The organism is Deltaproteobacteria bacterium (genome assembly GCA_009930495.1).
In the GTDB taxonomy this organism is placed as follows: domain Bacteria; phylum Desulfobacterota; class Desulfovibrionia; order Desulfovibrionales; family Desulfomicrobiaceae; genus Desulfomicrobium.
In genome coordinates this window covers 1-15,566 of the sequence record RZYB01000049.1, presented here as the reverse complement: position 1 = coordinate 15,566, position 15,566 = coordinate 1, and the positions used below count along the sequence as shown (strand labels likewise).

Genomic DNA, 15,566 nt, shown 5'->3' with positions numbered 1-15,566 from the left:
AAAAAAGAGCGTGAAATGATTGCCCCGAACGCCCACCCTCTGTTATTTGGCCCAGACTGCTGTTTCACAACACGCCAGAATATCAGCTTGGAGGTTTGGGGTGAAAAATCGTTCCGTGTGCTTCCTGTTCTGCATCGCGTTCTATGTGCTCGGCGTCTCCGCGTACTCCTATTACACCTACCGTGAAGAAAACCGAAAGGCGTTGGCCGCCATCGACCAACGCCTTTTTGCCGCCGCCCATGCCGCCGTGGGCATCCTGGGGGACGACTTTCACACTGGAATCTGGAAAAAATCCATGGACGAGGCGACCTACATGCGCCTTACCCTGGCTCTGTCGCGCATGGTCGAAAAGGCGGGGCTGACCTATGTGTACACCATGGTCGAAAAGAACGGACAGATCTTTTTCACCTCCAGCAGCGCCACGGCCGAGGAAATCGCCACCGGGGATTATTCCGCGTTCATGGATGTCTACGACGACGCCAGCGACAACCTGAAAAAGGCCTTCATCACCCAAACCATGGGCTTTGAAATCGCCACCGACCAATGGGGCACGTTCCGGTCCGTGTTCATCCCGGTCACGGCCCCCGATGGCACCGTGTACGTCCTTGGCGCGGATCTGAACATCGCCCATCTCGATGAAATCGCCCGACGTGGGCTCCTTGGCTCCGTGCTGAGCGCGCTGCTCTTCATCGTGCTCATCCTGCCGCTGCTTCTCGCCCTGCGCCGCTTTGCCGCCCAGGACAAAAAAGAACTGGAGAAGCGCATCTCCGATGCCACGGCCGAAATCCTGACCTTGAACACCGACCTTAAAGCGCACATGCGCGACGTCGAACGCGAAGCCGAGCGCGCCAAAAACGCCATGGCCGAGGCCGAACTGGCCCGCGAGGCGGCGGTCCAGGCCCGGCGCGACGGCATGCGGGAAGCCGCGGAAAAACTCCGCGAGATCGTAGGGGTCCTGACCATGTCCTCGGACGCCCTGGCCGCCCAAATTGGGGAATCGAGCCGGGGCAGCGAGGAGCAGGCCGCGCGCATGGGCGAAACCGCCGCCGCCATGGAAGAAATGAACGCCACCGTGCTCGAGGTGGCCCGCAACGCCACCCAGGCCTCCGACACGGCCGCGACCTCCAAAACCCACGCCGAAACCGGAGCCCAGCTGGCACTCCAGGTTGCCCGGAAAATCAGCGAGGCCGAACGCCAGACCGTGGCCCTGCGGGAAGAGATGAATTCCCTGGGCGCCCAGGCCGAGGGCATCGGAAAAGTCATGAATGTTATTTCCGACATCGCCGACCAGACCAATTTGCTGGCCCTCAACGCGGCCATCGAAGCCGCCCGGGCCGGCGACGCCGGACGAGGCTTCGCGGTGGTGGCCGACGAAGTCCGCAAACTGGCGGAAAAAACCATGTCCGCCACCAAGGAAGTGGGCGCGGCCATCTCCGGCATCCAGTCCACGTCCAAGCGAACCGTGGACAGCGTGGGTCAGACCGCCCAGGCCATTGACGCCACGGCCACGCTGGCCAAGGAATCGGGCCAGGGGCTCCAGGCAATCGTGGTCCTGGCCGACCAGACCGCCGACCAAATCCGGGCCATCGCCACGGCCTCGGAAGAGCAATCCGCCACCAGCGATGAAATCACGCGCAATATCGAAAGCGTCAACGTCATTTCCCGCGAAACCTCCCAGGCCATGAACGAAGCGAGCTTGGCCGTGGCCGAGCTGGCCCGCCTGGCGGAAATGGTGCGGGATCTCATCGCGGACATTCAGCGCGAAGACTGAACGAAGACTGAGCCAAGCACCAATACGATACAAGGAGTCATGCATGAACGCCTCGCAACACCGCTGGAAATTCGTCCGTCTGGGCGGATTCGACCAGGTCCGTCTGGAAACCGTCCAAGACATCGAGCACTTGGCGGAGCTGGATCAAAAGCTTTGGGCAGCCCTGAGCTGTCCGGTCCATGGCCTGGAATTCGACGAACGGACCCTGGCCCTGCTCGACGGCGACGCCGACGGCCGGGTCCGCGTGCCGGAAATCCTGGCGGCCGCGCACTGGGTCGTCCGGATGCTCAAGGACAAGAATCTGCTGATGACCTCGGCCGATACCGTGCCCCTGGATGCCATCGACGACTCGCAACCAGAAGGACGGCGGCTGCTGGCCGCGGCCAAACAAATTCTTGGGTATCTCGGCAAAGCCGAGGCGCGGGCCGTCGGCATCGAGGACGTGGCCAACACCGAAACTCTGCTCCAGGGGTCCAAGCTCAATGGCGATGGCGTTATCACGCCCACCAGCACCGACAACCCGGAACTGTCCGTGTTCATCGGGGAAATCATGGCCTGCGTTGGCTGCGTGGAGGACCGGAGCGGCGAAGCGGGCGTGGGCATGGATCAGGTCGCGGCATTTTTCGATGCCGCCGGTCAATACGAGGCCTGGCATGATGACGCTCTTGCCCACGCGGCCACGATCCTGCCCCTGGACGACGACACACACGCGGCCGCCGCCATTTTTCAGAGCCTGCGCCCCAAGATCAACGACTACTTCACGCGCTGCGGCCTGGCGGCTTTCGATCCCAAGGCCCAGGAAGCCCTCAATCCGGCCCTGCAAACCTACGAGTCCATCGCCACGCACGACCTCTCGGTCAGCATCGCCGAATTGGAACAGTTTCCACTTGGCAGGATCGAGGCCGGACGCGCCCTGCCCCTCACCGAGGGCATCAACCCGGTCTGGGCCGGGCCGATCAAAACCTTTCGGGAGCGTGTCGTTCTTCCTCTTTTGGGCGACATCCACAGTCTCGACGCCAGCCAATGGACCCGCCTTCTGGAAATTTTTGCTCCCCACGAGACCTGGCTGGCATCCAAGGCCGGCGCCCAGGTCGAAGGCCTGGGCATTGAACGGGTCCGCGCCGTCCTCGGGAGTTCCCTCCGCCAGGATGTCGAGAGCCTCATTGCCGATGATCAGGCCCTGGCTGAACAAACCGACTCGCTCATGGACGTGACCCGCCTGGTGCACTATACCCGCGATTTGCTGCCGCTCTTGAACAATTTCGTGGCCTTTCGCGATTTTTACGCCCAGGAGCGCAAAGCCATCTTCCAGGCCGGCACCCTGTACCTGGATGGCCGGGCCTGCGAACTGTGCGTGCGGGTCGCCAATCCGGACGCCCACGCCACTTTGGCCAGCCTCGGCCAAACCTATCTGGCCTACTGCCTCTGCACCTGCCGCGACAGCGTGGAGCAAATGTTCATCGCGGCGGCGTTCACCAACGGCGACGCGGATAATCTGATGGTCGGGCGCAACGGCGTCTTCTATGACCGCAAGGGCCAGGACTGGGACGCGACCATCATCAAGATCATCGACCACCCCATCAGCGTCCGACAAGCATTCTGGAGTCCTTACAAACGTGTCGCCCGCATGATCGGGGCGCAGATCGAAAAATTCGCCGCCGCCAAGGACAAGGCGGTGAACGCCAGCGCCGAGGCAAAAATAGCCGCTCCGACTCCTGGCGCGGCCAAAACACCCTTTGATGTCGGCAAATTCGCTGGCATCTTCGCCGCCATCGGCCTGGCCCTCGGCGCCATCGGCACGGCCGTGGCCACCGTGCTCGGCGGATTTTTGTCCCTGCCCCTGTGGCAGATGCCCCTGACCATCGGCGGCGTCATGCTGCTTATTTCCGGCCCGTCCATGCTCATCGCCTACCTGAAGCTCAGGCAGCGCAATCTCGGTCCGATCCTGGACGCCTGCGGCTGGGCCGTGAACACCAAGGCCAGCATCAACATCCCCTTCGGCACGACCCTGACCACGATACCGGAACTCCCCCAGGGCGCGGAACGGAGTCTGCGCGATCCCTTTGCCGAGAAAAAAACACCCTGGAAACGCTGGGCCGTGCTCGTGGCCCTGCTCGTGGCCCTGGGCATGGCCTGGGACAAGGGCTATATCCAAAGCCTGACCCACGGCCTCATGCACCGAATCCAGACGACCACCAACGCGACCCGACCCGCGCCGGCGAACCCCAACCCGGGCGCGACCACGCCAGCCCCGGCAACTCCGGCTCCAGCAACTCAAGGACCAGCCACCCAGGCTCCGGCAGCCCCGACCGGAGCAGCCAAATAACCACCTCGGCTGCTCACGCGCGCCCCTCATGGCCGTGGGCAGCCCCACCAGAACAAAAAAACAATTTCCTGCTTTTTCCAACCAGCCGTGGCGCCACTCAAAAGCGCCTGGACTTTCGCGCCCTGTCCCGGGCATGAAAGGCGGCCATCAGGATCTGGATGACTTGGCGCGCCGGATGCATTTCGGCGCCACCGAACCCATCCGCCGCAAGGCGATTCCTTCTTTGCCCGATCCCGCGCCGGCCGTGGCGCTTTTTTCACTTGCCCTGGTCGGACCTTCTTTCTATTGCACGCCCATGACCCAAACCACGCCCCAAAGACTGAACAAATTCCTGGCCGAAGCCGGAATCGCCTCGCGACGCGGAGCCGACGCACTGATCCAGGCCGGCAGGGTGGAGGTCAACGGATGCATCCAGCGTGAACCCGGCATCCGGGTCACGCCCGGCCAGGATCTGGTCAGCGTGGACGGCAAGGCCGTGCGCGCCGACGATTCGCGAGACCGGCCCGAGTACATCATGCTCAACAAGCCCATCCACACCGTGACCACGGTCCGGGACCCCCAGGGTCGGAAAACCGTGCTCGAGCTTTTGCCCGAGGCCCTGCGCGCCCGGCGCCTCTTTCCGGTCGGCCGGCTGGATTACATGTCCGAAGGGTTGTTATTGCTGACCAACGACGGCGAGATCACGCTCCGACTGACCCATCCCCGTCATGAACACACCAAGGTGTACGAAGTGCTGGTTCGGGAACGGGTATCCGAACAGGCCCTGAAAACCATGCGCTCGGGAATGCGCCTTCGGGAAGGAGAACGGCTGGCGCCCGTGGAAGTCACGGCCTCCATTCTTCCAGGGGGCACGACGCGGCTGACCATGACCCTGCGTCAGGGGATCAACCGTCAGATCCGGCGCATGTGCCGCGATCTGGGCCTGACCATTTTGCGCCTGCGGCGCGTGGCCATCGCCACCCTGGAATTGGGTGATTTGGAAAGTGGACATTGGCGCGACCTGCGCCCGGACGAACTCTCGACCCTGAAGGCCGCCCTGGGCCTGCTCACCAAGGACTCGCCATGGCCTTCCCGACCAAGCAAGCCCTGATCGGCGTCCTGTGCGGAGTGCTGTGCACCCTGTTGCTGGACGCCGGCGCGGCCCTGCTGTTCATGAACAGTTTCTCGGTTGGCAACGACGCGGCCCCGTCCATGCGGGTTCCATATTCGCCGCCGGCAGCGTGGCTGGCTAATCTGGACGGTGGCTTCACGGACACCCACGGTCACGAAACCCGCTTCGCGGATCTGCGTGGCAAGGTCGTGGTCCTCAACCTGTGGGCCACGTGGTGTCCGCCATGTCGGGCCGAGATGCCGTCCCTGGACAATCTGTGGAAGATATTCGAGGGCCGCGACGATATCGCCATCCTGTGCGTCAGCGAGGAAACGGCCGGGGACGTTCTCGCCCATCCCATATCCCGAAGCGTGACCATGCCCCTGTACGTTTTCAGCGCCCCGATACCCGAGGAACTGAACGCCCCGGTCCTGCCCACGACATTCATTTTCGACAAGGAAGGACGGGTGATTTTCGAGCACACGGGGCTGGCCCGGTGGGACGCGCCCGAAGTGGTGGACTACCTGCGCGGCCAGCTCGGCGCGCCGCCGGAACGGCGGGAATAATCCAGAACATGGCGAAAGGATTCCCGATTGGAGTCCCAATGCAGATTGGCTTCGACCTGATCCGCGTCAAACCAATAGTACGCGACATGCTCCGGGGAAATCACGACAGTATCACTGATAACCCGGGCCAGGTACACGGGCTTGCGCAACTCGATGCGGGCATCGGGAATGCAAAAGGAAAATTCCGGAATGACCAGTTCCAGTTGCTCGGGCGCGAGCTCGATCCCGGTTTCCTCGCGAACCTCGCGCAGACATGCGTCCACCGCTGGTTCATCCGGATTGCGGCCACCGGTCACGGGCTGCCAGTACTCGTCGTGCCGGTGCGTGACCGGGCAGCGCAGAAGCAGGAAACGATCATCCACAACATGATGAAGCCAGCATTCGATACTGTATTTAATCATGGGGCAAATCCTTTGCACCAGAGCCCCGGACCGTCAAGCGGAACACGAACCCACAAACCCACGTCGTCATGAATCCGGACACCATCGCCACATTCGGGGCCGACTACTGCGTCATCGACACCCATAATCTCTTTGTCTGCGCCACCCTTGAAGATGAAATCCTGATTCTGGGCGACGACCAGTCCCTTTTCGCGGACCTCGTGGACGATGCCCGGCGCTTCGGCCTGACCCCGGAACCGCGCCGCCAACTTCAGTCCTATTCCGGCGGCGAGCAGGCCATTTTGGCGTGTCTGCTTCTCATGCGTCTATCCTCCCCGATAACACGGCCCATCCTGCTGGTGCATGTCCTGGAAACCCTGTCCAGCCGCAATCGGGATCTGTTGCTGCGGTTCTTTGCCCTCCGTCGGCCCCAAATCCGCCTCTTCACCCTCACCGCCGATGGCCCCCATGCCCTGTCTGCTTGAACTGCCCGCCGGAATCCACGTCGCCAAGCCGTCCGGGTTACGCTTTCACCTGGACACGCCCCTGGCCCTGCCGCCGAAATCGTGCCTGATCCTGGCTGGCGAAAACGGGGTCGGCAAAAGCACCTTTCTCGAATGCGTGCTCATTCCCGCCATCCGCGCCCGGCACCGTCTCCTCTATCTGGCCCAGGACATGGATCTCGAACGGACGGCCATGGCCGCGACACTGGCGCTGCTCGGTCATGACGCGCCGCCATCCATTCCGGAGCTGGCCCTGGCCTGGATCAAGGCCGCTGCCTGCCACGACACGATCATCCTGGACGAGTTCGATAAATATCTGGCTCCGGACCACGTGGCGGCCATGGCGCTGGGCGCGTTTTCCTGGGTGATCACGGTTTCCCATCTCGAACGGACCATGAACCTGGCCGCATTGGTCCACGGTTTCCGCCTTATCCTCGAACGAGACCACGCCGGCCCGGATGTCCGTCTGGCGCTGGAGAAGACATGGTAATCGCCAAGGTATCGGGCCTGTTTCTGCTCCTGGGGCTCTATTTCGGTCTTTTCGTCCTTGGGCCGTGGTACGCCGATATCCGCGTCCAGGCCGCCCTGGCCGGACTTCTGCTGGGCCTTCACGTGTTACGCCATGGTCTCCGCGCCACATGGACGGCCATGGCCTTCGTGCTCCCCTTCGTGCTGTCGCTGCTGGCCTTCGGCGTCCTCTTCCAGTGGCTCGAACTTCTGGGGCGGACCGACTGGATCGCGGATTCCCTGATCAAGTCCCTGGTCTTTCCAAACTCCTTCCTGGCCGTGAAATTGGCCCTGAACGCCATTACCTTCCGGGACATCGTCACCCTCCCCCTGCCCGAGGGGCTCGGGCACTCCAGCATCGTCTTGAAGGCGGTGCTGGAAAAAGGTACGCCGCTCCTGCACCGGCATCGCTTCTTCATGGACCTTTCCCCCCATTTCGACGGTCGGCGCTGGGCCAGGGTATACCGACTGGCCGGGCTTATCGTGGCCACCTATATCGGCCTGTACCGGGAAACCGAGAAAACCCAGGCCCTCCTCTCCCACAGACTCTCATGCACAAGGAAACCGCAATGAAAAACATCCGCACCGCCGCCCTGTCCATCATGGCCCTGACTTGTCTTGTCACCCTGTTCGTGCGCATCCCCCTGCCCAGCCGGGGATATTTCAATGTCGGCGACATCGCCGTGGTTTTTGGCGGGCTGGTTCTGGGCTTCATGAATCCGCGCCAGGGCATTGTCTGGGCCTTTGGCGCGGCGGGAATAGGCTCGGCCCTGGCCGACGTGTTCAGCGGATTCGCGGTGTTCGCGCCCCTGACGCTCATGGCCAAGGGAGCCGAGGCGGCCCTGGCCGCGCGAGCCGCCGGCACGACCGGCGCGACGCTGTACCTGATCCTGGGCCTCGGCGGCCTGGCCATGGTCGGTATCTATTTCGCGGGCGAAACCCTGATGCCCAATATCGGGCTGCAAGGCGCCGTGGCCGAAATTCCGGCCAATCTGATCCAGGCCGTTGGTGGAGCCGTGGGCGGACTCTTCGCGGCCAAGGCCTTCAAGCGGATCGGCTTGATCTGAACGGACTTCCGGGCGCCGTTTCCACTCCCGGAGCCGGTCATCGCGATGGCCCGGCCCTCCAGCGACAGCACGGCGGCCCGGCATGCCGGCCCGCGCGCCCCAGACATCAGGCGGCGCCTCGTCCCCCAGACAAGGCGCCGCCTGATGTGCAAAGACTCCAAAGAAAGCCTCATGTTCCACAAAATGTCCTGTACGGAACCGCCGACGGCCTTGGCGGCTCGGCGAACTCGCTCCAGGCCGGGTCATCGTCAAAAGGATGTTCGATGGCGGCCAGAAGCCGTTCCAGCACGGACATGTCTCCGTTTCCAGCCGCGGCCAGGGCTTCTTCCACCCGATGATTGCGGGCGATGACCGCCGGATTGTTGGCCATCATGAGCTGTCGCGCCTCGTCCGGCGTTTGGCGCTGCCGGTCCAGACGCGCCCGCCATCGACGCTCCCAGGCTTGAAAGCCGGCACTTTCGAAAAATGATCCGCCCGGCACGGGAAGCCGGCCCAGGTCGCGCCAGGTCCGGGTATGATCCACGCCGTGCTCATGCATCAACCCCAACAACGTCCGCGCCAAATCCTCGTCCCCCGTCTCCGGGGTGAACAGCCCCAGTTTGGCGCGCATGCCCCGCGCCCAAAAATCATGAAACACGGCTGGAAAGGTATCCAAAACCTCGCGGGCCATGTCCACGGCGCGGTCCTCGCGCTCGTGCAACACAGGCAGCAAGGCCTCGGCGAAGCGGGTCAGGTTCCACTGGGCAATGGAGGGCTGATTGCCGTATGCGTAGCGTCCATCCCGGTCAATGGAACTGAACACCGTGGCCGGGTCGTGGACATCCATGAAGGCGCAGGGGCCAAAATCGATGCTTTCCCCGCACAAGGACATATTGTCCGTGTTCATGACGCCATGCACGAAGCCGACATGCTGCCATTTGGCCACGAGCGACGCCTGCCGGGCCAGCACTTCGGCCAGGAGGGCCAGAAATGGGTGCGGAGTTTGACGCAACTCGGGAAAATGCCGGTCGATCACGTGCCAGGCCAGGGCATGAAGTTCGGCGGTCAGCCCACGGGCGGCAAGATGCTCGAACGTGCCGACGCGGATATGACTGGACGCCACGCGGGTCAGGATGGCGCCGGGAAGGACGGTCTCGCGGTACACATCGCCCCCCGTGGACACCACGGCCAGACTGCGGGTGGTGGGAATACCCAGGGCATGCAGGGCTTCGCTGACGATATATTCGCGCAGCATCGGACCCAGGGCGGCCCGGCCGTCGCCACGACGGGAAAAAGGCGTCCGCCCCGAGCCCTTGAGCTGAATGTCCACGCGCTGGCCGGCTGGGGTTATGTGTTCGCCCAATAACATGGCGCGGCCATCCCCAAGCGTGGTGAAATGTCCGAATTGATGCCCCGAATATGCCTGGGCAATGGGCTCCGAGCCGGCCGGACACCGGTTTCCCGCCAAAGCCGCGACGCCATCGGCGGACGCCAGGGCTTGCGCGTCCAGCCCCAAGTCCCGACACAGGCGCCAATTCAGCATTACCAGGCGCGGCGCCGGGACAGGTTCCGGGACAACCCGTTCATACAAAGCCGGCGGCAGGCGGGTATAGGTGTTGTCGAAATTCCAACCCGGCATGGTGGCTTCCGGGTGATCATGTTCGGTCATGCGTTCGCCCCTTAAAGAAGAATGATTCCTGATATCATGTCACAACTAAGACGCAATCCCGCTCTGTCCATGAGCGCCACGGAACTCGCCGGATCGATTGCTGGCGTCAAAACGCGCGGACGGCGGGTCATCCAAGGATGATCCGCCGTCCGACGCCAAAAACCGAATCGCCAGGGGTCAGCGTTTGCGCTGTACCTCCCAGTCCGCCACCTCGCCCTCCTCCACTTCCTCCCAACCACTGAACATGGCCGCGATATGGGCGGTCAGGGTGTGGCCGGTGGTGGTCATGTACACATGCACGACGACAAAGGACACGATGGCAAAGGCGCAGGCAAGATGGACCAGGGCCAAAAGACCCAGGTCCAGGAAGGTCCAGCCCCAGACGGGCCAATCGTTGTAGAGATAATACAGCAGGCCCGTGGCCATTTGCAGGGTCAGCAAGACCGTGGTCAGGCCGAGATAGGTCAGGCGCTGCAACGGATTGTGCTTGGCTTCCCTGGATTTTTTCACCGGATGGGGCTTGCCCTTGAAAATGCCGGACGAATAATAGCCAATGACCTCGAACAGTTTCTTGGTGGTCGGGATATACTGCCGCCATTCGCCCGTGGTCAGCACCCAGAAAACGATGAAAACAAAGAGCACGACCCAGGTCAGCCCCAAGAAGTTATGCAGTTCCACCGCCTTCTGGAATCCAAAAAGACTCAATGTTCCATGAACCTCGAATCCGGTCAGAAGCAGAAAGAAAATAAGCAGCGCCTGCACCCAGTGCCAAAACCGCTCGAATCGTGTGTACAAATAAATTTTCTTGTGCATGGTTCACTCCTTGCGGCGTCCGATACGACTCACGAACCGCCCCAGTCCATGCAGCGCCACGCCGAGGACCGAGGCTCCAACCAATCCCCAACCGCCCAGATCGAGCAAACGCACCGCGTCCCGACCCGGCATGTAAAAGCCATCCAAATGGTCCAGACGCCCATCCTTGGCGTGACACTCGACGCAGGCCACCGCCTGTTCCTTGGGCGCGACCATGTGCGTGATGGGAAAAACGTATTCGGTGTCCACGAAGTCGTACTCGCCGCTGTAGAGCAGCCCATTGTAGGCTTGGCCGACCTCGATGGCCTTGCCCCAATCGAAGTCCGCCCAGTACGCGCCCGATCCCTTGGGGCCGAACAGCTTGGGGATAACCATGGTTTTGCGGACCTTGTCATAAGGCGTCCGCCCGGTATGCACCTTGAATGGAAAAATGCGCGAATTGGGATCGGTTTGTGCTCCCATGGGCCAGGAGATTCGCACCACGGACGACGGATCGATGATATCCTTGGCCGTGGTGCCCTTGATGGCGCCGTTGAACCACTCGTAACGCGGCACCTCGTTCCTGCCCCACGCGAAGACCCCCTTCTTGGGGTCGTAGTCCGGCTTGCCGAACGCGTCCTTCTTGGGCTCGCGTTTTTTGTCCCCGGCCAGGGACCAGTCCCAGTGCATCTTGGTCGGATTGACCCGGGCAAAGGTCGGAATATGGCACGACTGACAGGCCACCCTGTCCGTGTGGTCATTGGCCTTCTGGTTGGTCTTGTGCGGCTGCGCGCCATGACAGGACTCGCACATGATCTTGGGGACGAGATCGTCCTCGAGCAGACTCTTACGCTCCAACGACGCTGGCGTGGCATAAATCCGGCCGGCGATGTTGTGGGCATCTGTGGTGTGGCAGCGGCTACACGTAAAATTCTGCCCATCCGTGCCCATGTGCACATCGAGTTGCTTGTTGGGCATGGCCATGGACGAATCCAGATCGCCATGTTTCACGCCATCCCCGCCTCCTCCGTAAAAATGGCAGGTGCCGCAATTGTTCCGGCCGGGCCGGCCCACGGATTGGGCCACGGCATTGTAATCCGGCGGCAAGAATTCGGTCTTGCCCTCGAACAGCGTCGCGTTGGTGACCGGATATCCGGCCTTGGATGGAAATTTTTTGTACGTGCCGGTCTGCTCGTGGCAGACCACGCAGTCGATGCTTTCGGCCTTGCTGAAGTCAAAACCCTTGTCCTTCCAGCCATAGCCGATGTGACACGATGTGCAGCGCGGCTCGCTGGAACCAACGCTGATGCAAAAATTATTGACGGACAGTCCGCCCTTGCCCGTCACGCCCGTCGGATCGGCCGGGTCTTTCCAGGTCCAGTGGATGGTTTTATGAATCTGCGACGCCGCCTCGTTGTGACAGGACAGGCAGGCCCTGGTCACCTCTTCCGGCGAGGTGAAGGGCTGCTGCAAGATAGCATGTTTGGAATGATCGGTCGTGATCCAACGTTCGTCGCCCTTGACGGTCTGCCGAGCCAGGGCCCGCCCCGGAGCCACGGCGTCGTCCGTGGCGGCCTGGACAAATATCGGCCACAAGCCAAACGCCAGCGCGCCACACAAAAGTCCCACGTGGAAACATCGATGCATAAACCCTCCTTCCGCTCCAGAGTGCAAACCGCTTCCCATCCCGCTCCGACGACCAAGCCACCGATCCCGTCCCGAGCAAGTGCTTCACGCCCGAAACAAGAATCCACGAAATTGTCATAGCGAAAAAATCAAACGATGCAATCCTGGGCAAAACTCGAGTTTTATTTCGGAGCGGTCAACTATGAAAAAAACGTGGCCAACGCCGCCACGCACCGCCCGGCCGTCTTGCCGTCCCACAATTCCGGCCGTTGCGGCACCCGGCCGCCCGCCAATGCGGCCAGAAACTCACCACGGATACGCTCCACGTTGTTGCCGACCAGAACACTGGCCCCGCCATGTTCCTTCAAGGTCACGGGGCGTTCGGTGTTCCAGCGCAGGGTCAGGCAGGGCGTGCCCAGGACGCAGCATTCCTCCTGCAGGCCACCGCTGTCGGTCAGCATGATCCGGGCCCGCATGTTTAGGCGCAGCATTTCGTGATAGCCGATGGGACACAACAAAATCAAATGCGGACAGGCCACGGCCTTGTTCCACAGCCCGAACGTTTCCAGCATTTTCCGGGCCCGGGGATGGATGGGCCAGATCACCGGCATGCGGACGGCGACCTCGTCGGTCAGAAAATTCAGGATCGGCTCCAGCACCTCTTTTTGGTCCACGTTGGAGGGACGGTGCATGGTCAAAAGCGCGAAATCACCACTCAGAACAGGCGCCACGGACTCGGGCAGGAGCATATTGTCCCGCAGGACAGCCCCGATATTAAGCCGCGCGGCCGCGTCGCGGTTGGCCTCCAGGGTATCGATCATGATGTTGCCGACAAAACGGATGCGATCTTCGGCCACGCCCTCACGGCGCAGATTTTCGCTTGAAATGGTGTCCGGGGTCAGCAGCAGGTCGCTCAACCGATCCGTGACCAGACGGTTGATCTCCTCGGGCATGGTCATGTCGCCGCTGCGCAGGCCCGCCTCGATGTGACAGACCTTGATGCACAGCTTCTTGGCCGCCACCGAACAGGCCAGGGTGGCGTTGACGTCCCCGACCACCACGACCCAGTCGGGCTTCTCCTGCACCAGCACCTTTTCAAAGGCGATCATGGTCTGCCCGACCTGCTCGGCATGGGAGCCGGACCCGATCTCCAGGTTAATGTCCGGGTCCGGGATGCCCAGGCTGTGAAAAAAGCCTTCGGACATACGCACGTCATAGTGCTGGCCCGTGTGGACCAGGACGTGCTCGATGGAGTGACCATTGGCCGCGTTGTGGGCCTCGATGGCCTTCACGAACGGCGCGATTTTCATGAAATTGGGGCGAGCGCCCACGACGGAAATGATTTTCATGGAATTTTCCTTGGGCGCGTTGCGCCGGACGTAGACTGGTTGGTGAACAGAACCCAGCTGGCCTCTTGCGCTCTCATGTGCCAGGGAGCGCTCGACACATGTCCGAATAATGGCTAAATAAAGACATATTCGACGTCTCAATCAAATCAGCCGTGCAATGGAAAAATATCCATCGCCTACGGAGGCTACGCCATGAAATACTCGACCCAGATCAAACCGATCAGCTATCTCAAAAATCATACAGCCGAGGTGGCCGCGACACTGGCCGAAACCAATCAGCCCATGCTCATCACCCAAAATGGCGAAGCCAGACTCGTGGTCATGGATGTGCACAGCTATGAAGCGCGCGAGGAAACCCTAGCGCTCTTGAAACTTCTGGCCTTGGGGCAAAAAGAAATCGACACGGCCCGATTCCGATCCGCCGAAGATGTCTTCCATGACCTGGATGCACTGGACCGGGACTAAGGCGATGCGCATTTTTATTCTTGAATCCGCCGAACAGGACATCAAGGACCTTCGCGCGTACATCCTGTTTCGATTTTCCAAGGAACAATGGCTGACGACGTACGGGCGCCTCAAAGAAGCACTCGCCATTCGTGCAGCTCACCCTCAGGCCGGAACAATTCCGGAGGAGCTCGCGGATTTAGGAGCCACGCAATACCGACAAATCATCAGCGGCAAAAACCGCATCATCTACGAAATCCGAGAGCACGCGATTTTCATCCATATCGTTGTCGATACACGCAAGGATCTGCAAAGCCTCCTTGCCCGGCGCTTGCTCAGATCGCACCCAAGCCACTGATCATGAGGTGGTCGCCACACGCTTCAAAATCGAGAGATGCTCCCACGCCAAGGCCTTCCGATCAAATTGCGGCGCCACGAACTCCGCCCCGCTCTCCCCGAGCTTCCGGCACAGTTCCGGAATGCGCTCCCGCCTGAGTACGATCTTGATTGTCAAACAGCATGGAAAACTGACCCGCCAAGCCGCACCGCGAGTTTTGACACATGATTTCAAACCCATAAACATAAAAAGGCCCTTTTTGGCGCGTCGCACGCGATTCTAACGCCGGAAAATGGCCGTTTTTTGAAAATAAAAACAATTATTTCAGTATTTTTCTGGTCTCAGAGACCCATTCAAAGGACATTCGAACATCAACGAACTCGCCGCCGTTCACGTTGCCTTTGTCGCTGCCTTTACCGTCGCCGTTCCCTGTGCCCCAGGAGTCGTTCCTTCAGCAGTTCCGTGAAATTGCGCCGACCATCCGCCACGATATGGATATGAACCGCATGTGCCCCTTCATGGATCCGATAGATGATGCGGCAAGGATGCAGCTGGATTTCCCGGTAGGAGAGAATGTTGACCCGCTTCAATTCCGGAGGGATGCAGCCCCGATCAGGCAGGAGACGCAGGCTGTCACGGGCCTGGATGAACTTTTCCAGGATGGCCTCGGCCATGTCTGGCCCCTCTCTCTCGGCGATAAAATCAATAATGCTTAGGAGATCCTCTTCCGCGCAAAGGGTGAAACACACGCTCCACGACGCATTAGCGCTCACCACGCTTCTCCGCGATCACGGTGCGCAGGTCGGCAAAAACTTCGTCCGCATCTCGCAGCCTGCCGGCCTCTGCATCAGCGGAACTGTCTGCGAGCATTCGCAACAGGGCCAGGCTTTCCTGAATCTGATCATATTCCCTGACGTTCATGACCACGGCCTTGGCCTCGCCATTTTGCGTGATGATCATGGGGTTGCCGGTTTCATTCACAAATTCGATGAGTTGCTTGGCGTTGTTTTTGAGCCAGGAAATAGGCTTGATGTCTGAATGGAACTGCATGCAGCCTCCCATGGGGAAAAATTAAGACTGAATAATGGGTAAGTTTTCAAAACAAAAAAATCAAGGCCTTTCCCGTGCATTTCACGCTGCCCCACCAAACCGCAACGCGA

General features: G+C 61.0%; 16 protein-coding genes. 9 read left to right on the top strand and 7 right to left on the bottom strand.

Going from position 1 to position 15,566, the window contains the following annotated elements:
- The first annotated feature begins 295 nt into the window (after positions 1–295).
- The 4 genes from EOL86_06310 (at position 296) to EOL86_06295 (ending at position 5,753) form a co-directional block, all read left to right on the top strand.
- The gene (locus EOL86_06310; protein NCD25187.1) at positions 296–1,771 is read left to right on the top strand and encodes a methyl-accepting chemotaxis protein; all 1,476 of its coding nucleotides are present in this window, start codon (positions 296–298) and stop codon (positions 1,769–1,771) included.
- A gap of 43 nt (positions 1,772–1,814) precedes the next feature.
- Positions 1,815–4,097, top strand: coding sequence for a hypothetical protein (locus tag EOL86_06305; protein NCD25186.1), 2,283 nt, complete (start codon positions 1,815–1,817; stop codon positions 4,095–4,097).
- Between the two features lie 295 nt (positions 4,098–4,392).
- Positions 4,393–5,187, top strand: coding sequence for an rRNA pseudouridine synthase (locus tag EOL86_06300; protein ID NCD25185.1), 795 nt, complete (start codon positions 4,393–4,395; stop codon positions 5,185–5,187).
- Positions 5,160–5,753, top strand: coding sequence for a TlpA family protein disulfide reductase (locus EOL86_06295; GenBank protein ID NCD25184.1), 594 nt, complete (start codon positions 5,160–5,162; stop codon positions 5,751–5,753). The genes EOL86_06300 and EOL86_06295 overlap by 28 nt, the downstream gene beginning before the upstream one ends.
- Here the strand turns inward: EOL86_06295 and EOL86_06290 are convergent.
- Entirely contained in the window at positions 5,708–6,154 is a 447-nt protein-coding gene (locus tag EOL86_06290; GenBank protein ID NCD25183.1) for an NUDIX domain-containing protein, read from the bottom strand. The genes EOL86_06295 and EOL86_06290 overlap by 46 nt on opposite strands.
- Before the next feature lie 68 nt (positions 6,155–6,222).
- Here EOL86_06290 and EOL86_06285 point away from each other — a divergent pair, with 68 nt between their 5' ends.
- The 3 genes from EOL86_06285 to EOL86_06275 are packed head-to-tail and all read left to right on the top strand — an operon-like array spanning position 6,223 to position 8,210.
- Positions 6,223–6,618, top strand: a complete 396-nt coding sequence (locus EOL86_06285; protein NCD25182.1) for a hypothetical protein — start codon at positions 6,223–6,225, stop codon at positions 6,616–6,618.
- On the top strand, positions 6,602–7,126 hold the full coding sequence (locus EOL86_06280; protein NCD25181.1) for a hypothetical protein: 525 nt from the start codon (positions 6,602–6,604) through the stop codon (positions 7,124–7,126). The genes EOL86_06285 and EOL86_06280 overlap by 17 nt, the downstream gene beginning before the upstream one ends.
- Complete coding sequence (locus EOL86_06275) at positions 7,095–8,210, top strand: hypothetical protein (protein NCD25180.1); 1,116 nt, start codon at positions 7,095–7,097, stop codon at positions 8,208–8,210. The genes EOL86_06280 and EOL86_06275 overlap by 32 nt, the downstream gene beginning before the upstream one ends.
- A gap of 169 nt (positions 8,211–8,379) precedes the next feature.
- On the opposite strand, the gene EOL86_06270 is transcribed toward EOL86_06275, so the two are convergent.
- The 4 genes from EOL86_06270 to EOL86_06255 form a co-directional block, all read right to left on the bottom strand.
- Complete coding sequence (locus tag EOL86_06270; protein NCD25179.1) at positions 8,380–9,828, bottom strand: YdiU family protein; 1,449 nt, start codon at positions 9,826–9,828, stop codon at positions 8,380–8,382.
- A 207-nt stretch (positions 9,829–10,035) separates the two neighbouring features.
- Entirely contained in the window at positions 10,036–10,671 is a 636-nt protein-coding gene (locus EOL86_06265; protein ID NCD25178.1) for a cytochrome b/b6 domain-containing protein, read from the bottom strand.
- Between the two features lie 3 nt (positions 10,672–10,674).
- The gene (locus EOL86_06260; protein ID NCD25177.1) at positions 10,675–12,297 is read right to left on the bottom strand and encodes a tetrathionate reductase family octaheme c-type cytochrome; all 1,623 of its coding nucleotides are present in this window, start codon (positions 12,295–12,297) and stop codon (positions 10,675–10,677) included.
- A gap of 179 nt (positions 12,298–12,476) precedes the next feature.
- Positions 12,477–13,625, bottom strand: a complete 1,149-nt coding sequence (locus EOL86_06255) for a UDP-N-acetylglucosamine 2-epimerase (non-hydrolyzing) (GenBank protein ID NCD25176.1) — start codon at positions 13,623–13,625, stop codon at positions 12,477–12,479.
- Positions 13,626–13,817: 192 nt separating this feature from the next.
- On the opposite strand from EOL86_06255, the gene EOL86_06250 reads away from it, so the two are divergent.
- Both EOL86_06250 and EOL86_06245 read left to right on the top strand, forming a co-directional pair.
- Positions 13,818–14,090: a type II toxin-antitoxin system Phd/YefM family antitoxin gene (locus EOL86_06250; GenBank protein ID NCD25175.1), complete on the top strand. Its 273-nt coding sequence runs from the start codon at positions 13,818–13,820 to the stop codon at positions 14,088–14,090.
- Positions 14,091–14,094: 4 nt separating this feature from the next.
- On the top strand, positions 14,095–14,427 hold the full coding sequence (locus tag EOL86_06245; GenBank protein ID NCD25174.1) for a type II toxin-antitoxin system RelE/ParE family toxin: 333 nt from the start codon (positions 14,095–14,097) through the stop codon (positions 14,425–14,427).
- Positions 14,428–14,819: 392 nt separating this feature from the next.
- On the opposite strand, the gene EOL86_06240 is transcribed toward EOL86_06245, so the two are convergent.
- Together EOL86_06240 and EOL86_06235 are read right to left on the bottom strand one after the other, a co-directional pair.
- On the bottom strand, positions 14,820–15,182 hold the full coding sequence (locus tag EOL86_06240; GenBank protein NCD25173.1) for a type II toxin-antitoxin system RelE/ParE family toxin: 363 nt from the start codon (positions 15,180–15,182) through the stop codon (positions 14,820–14,822).
- Positions 15,169–15,456, bottom strand: coding sequence for a type II toxin-antitoxin system Phd/YefM family antitoxin (locus EOL86_06235; GenBank protein NCD25172.1), 288 nt, complete (start codon positions 15,454–15,456; stop codon positions 15,169–15,171). The genes EOL86_06240 and EOL86_06235 overlap by 14 nt, the downstream gene beginning before the upstream one ends.
- Between the last annotated feature and the right edge of the window lie 110 nt (positions 15,457–15,566).

Coding starts and splice junctions, on each gene's coding strand:
- EOL86_06310 (NCD25187.1), top strand. CDS start 296: ATGGACGAGGCGACCTACATGCGCCTTACCCTGGCTCTGTCGCGCATG.
- EOL86_06305 (NCD25186.1), top strand. CDS start 1,815: ATGAACGCCTCGCAACACCGCTGGAAATTCGTCCGTCTGGGCGGATTC.
- EOL86_06300 (NCD25185.1), top strand. CDS start 4,393: ATGACCCAAACCACGCCCCAAAGACTGAACAAATTCCTGGCCGAAGCC.
- EOL86_06295 (NCD25184.1), top strand. CDS start 5,160: ATGGCCTTCCCGACCAAGCAAGCCCTGATCGGCGTCCTGTGCGGAGTG.
- EOL86_06290 (NCD25183.1), bottom strand. CDS start 6,154: ATGATTAAATACAGTATCGAATGCTGGCTTCATCATGTTGTGGATGAT.
- EOL86_06285 (NCD25182.1), top strand. CDS start 6,223: ATGAATCCGGACACCATCGCCACATTCGGGGCCGACTACTGCGTCATC.
- EOL86_06280 (NCD25181.1), top strand. CDS start 6,602: ATGCCCTGTCTGCTTGAACTGCCCGCCGGAATCCACGTCGCCAAGCCG.
- EOL86_06275 (NCD25180.1), top strand. CDS start 7,095: ATGTCCGTCTGGCGCTGGAGAAGACATGGTAATCGCCAAGGTATCGGG.
- EOL86_06270 (NCD25179.1), bottom strand. CDS start 9,828: ATGCCGGGTTGGAATTTCGACAACACCTATACCCGCCTGCCGCCGGCT.
- EOL86_06265 (NCD25178.1), bottom strand. CDS start 10,671: ATGCACAAGAAAATTTATTTGTACACACGATTCGAGCGGTTTTGGCAC.
- EOL86_06260 (NCD25177.1), bottom strand. CDS start 12,297: ATGCATCGATGTTTCCACGTGGGACTTTTGTGTGGCGCGCTGGCGTTT.
- EOL86_06255 (NCD25176.1), bottom strand. CDS start 13,625: ATGAAAATCATTTCCGTCGTGGGCGCTCGCCCCAATTTCATGAAAATC.
- EOL86_06250 (NCD25175.1), top strand. CDS start 13,818: ATGAAATACTCGACCCAGATCAAACCGATCAGCTATCTCAAAAATCAT.
- EOL86_06245 (NCD25174.1), top strand. CDS start 14,095: ATGCGCATTTTTATTCTTGAATCCGCCGAACAGGACATCAAGGACCTT.
- EOL86_06235 (NCD25172.1), bottom strand. CDS start 15,456: ATGCAGTTCCATTCAGACATCAAGCCTATTTCCTGGCTCAAAAACAAC.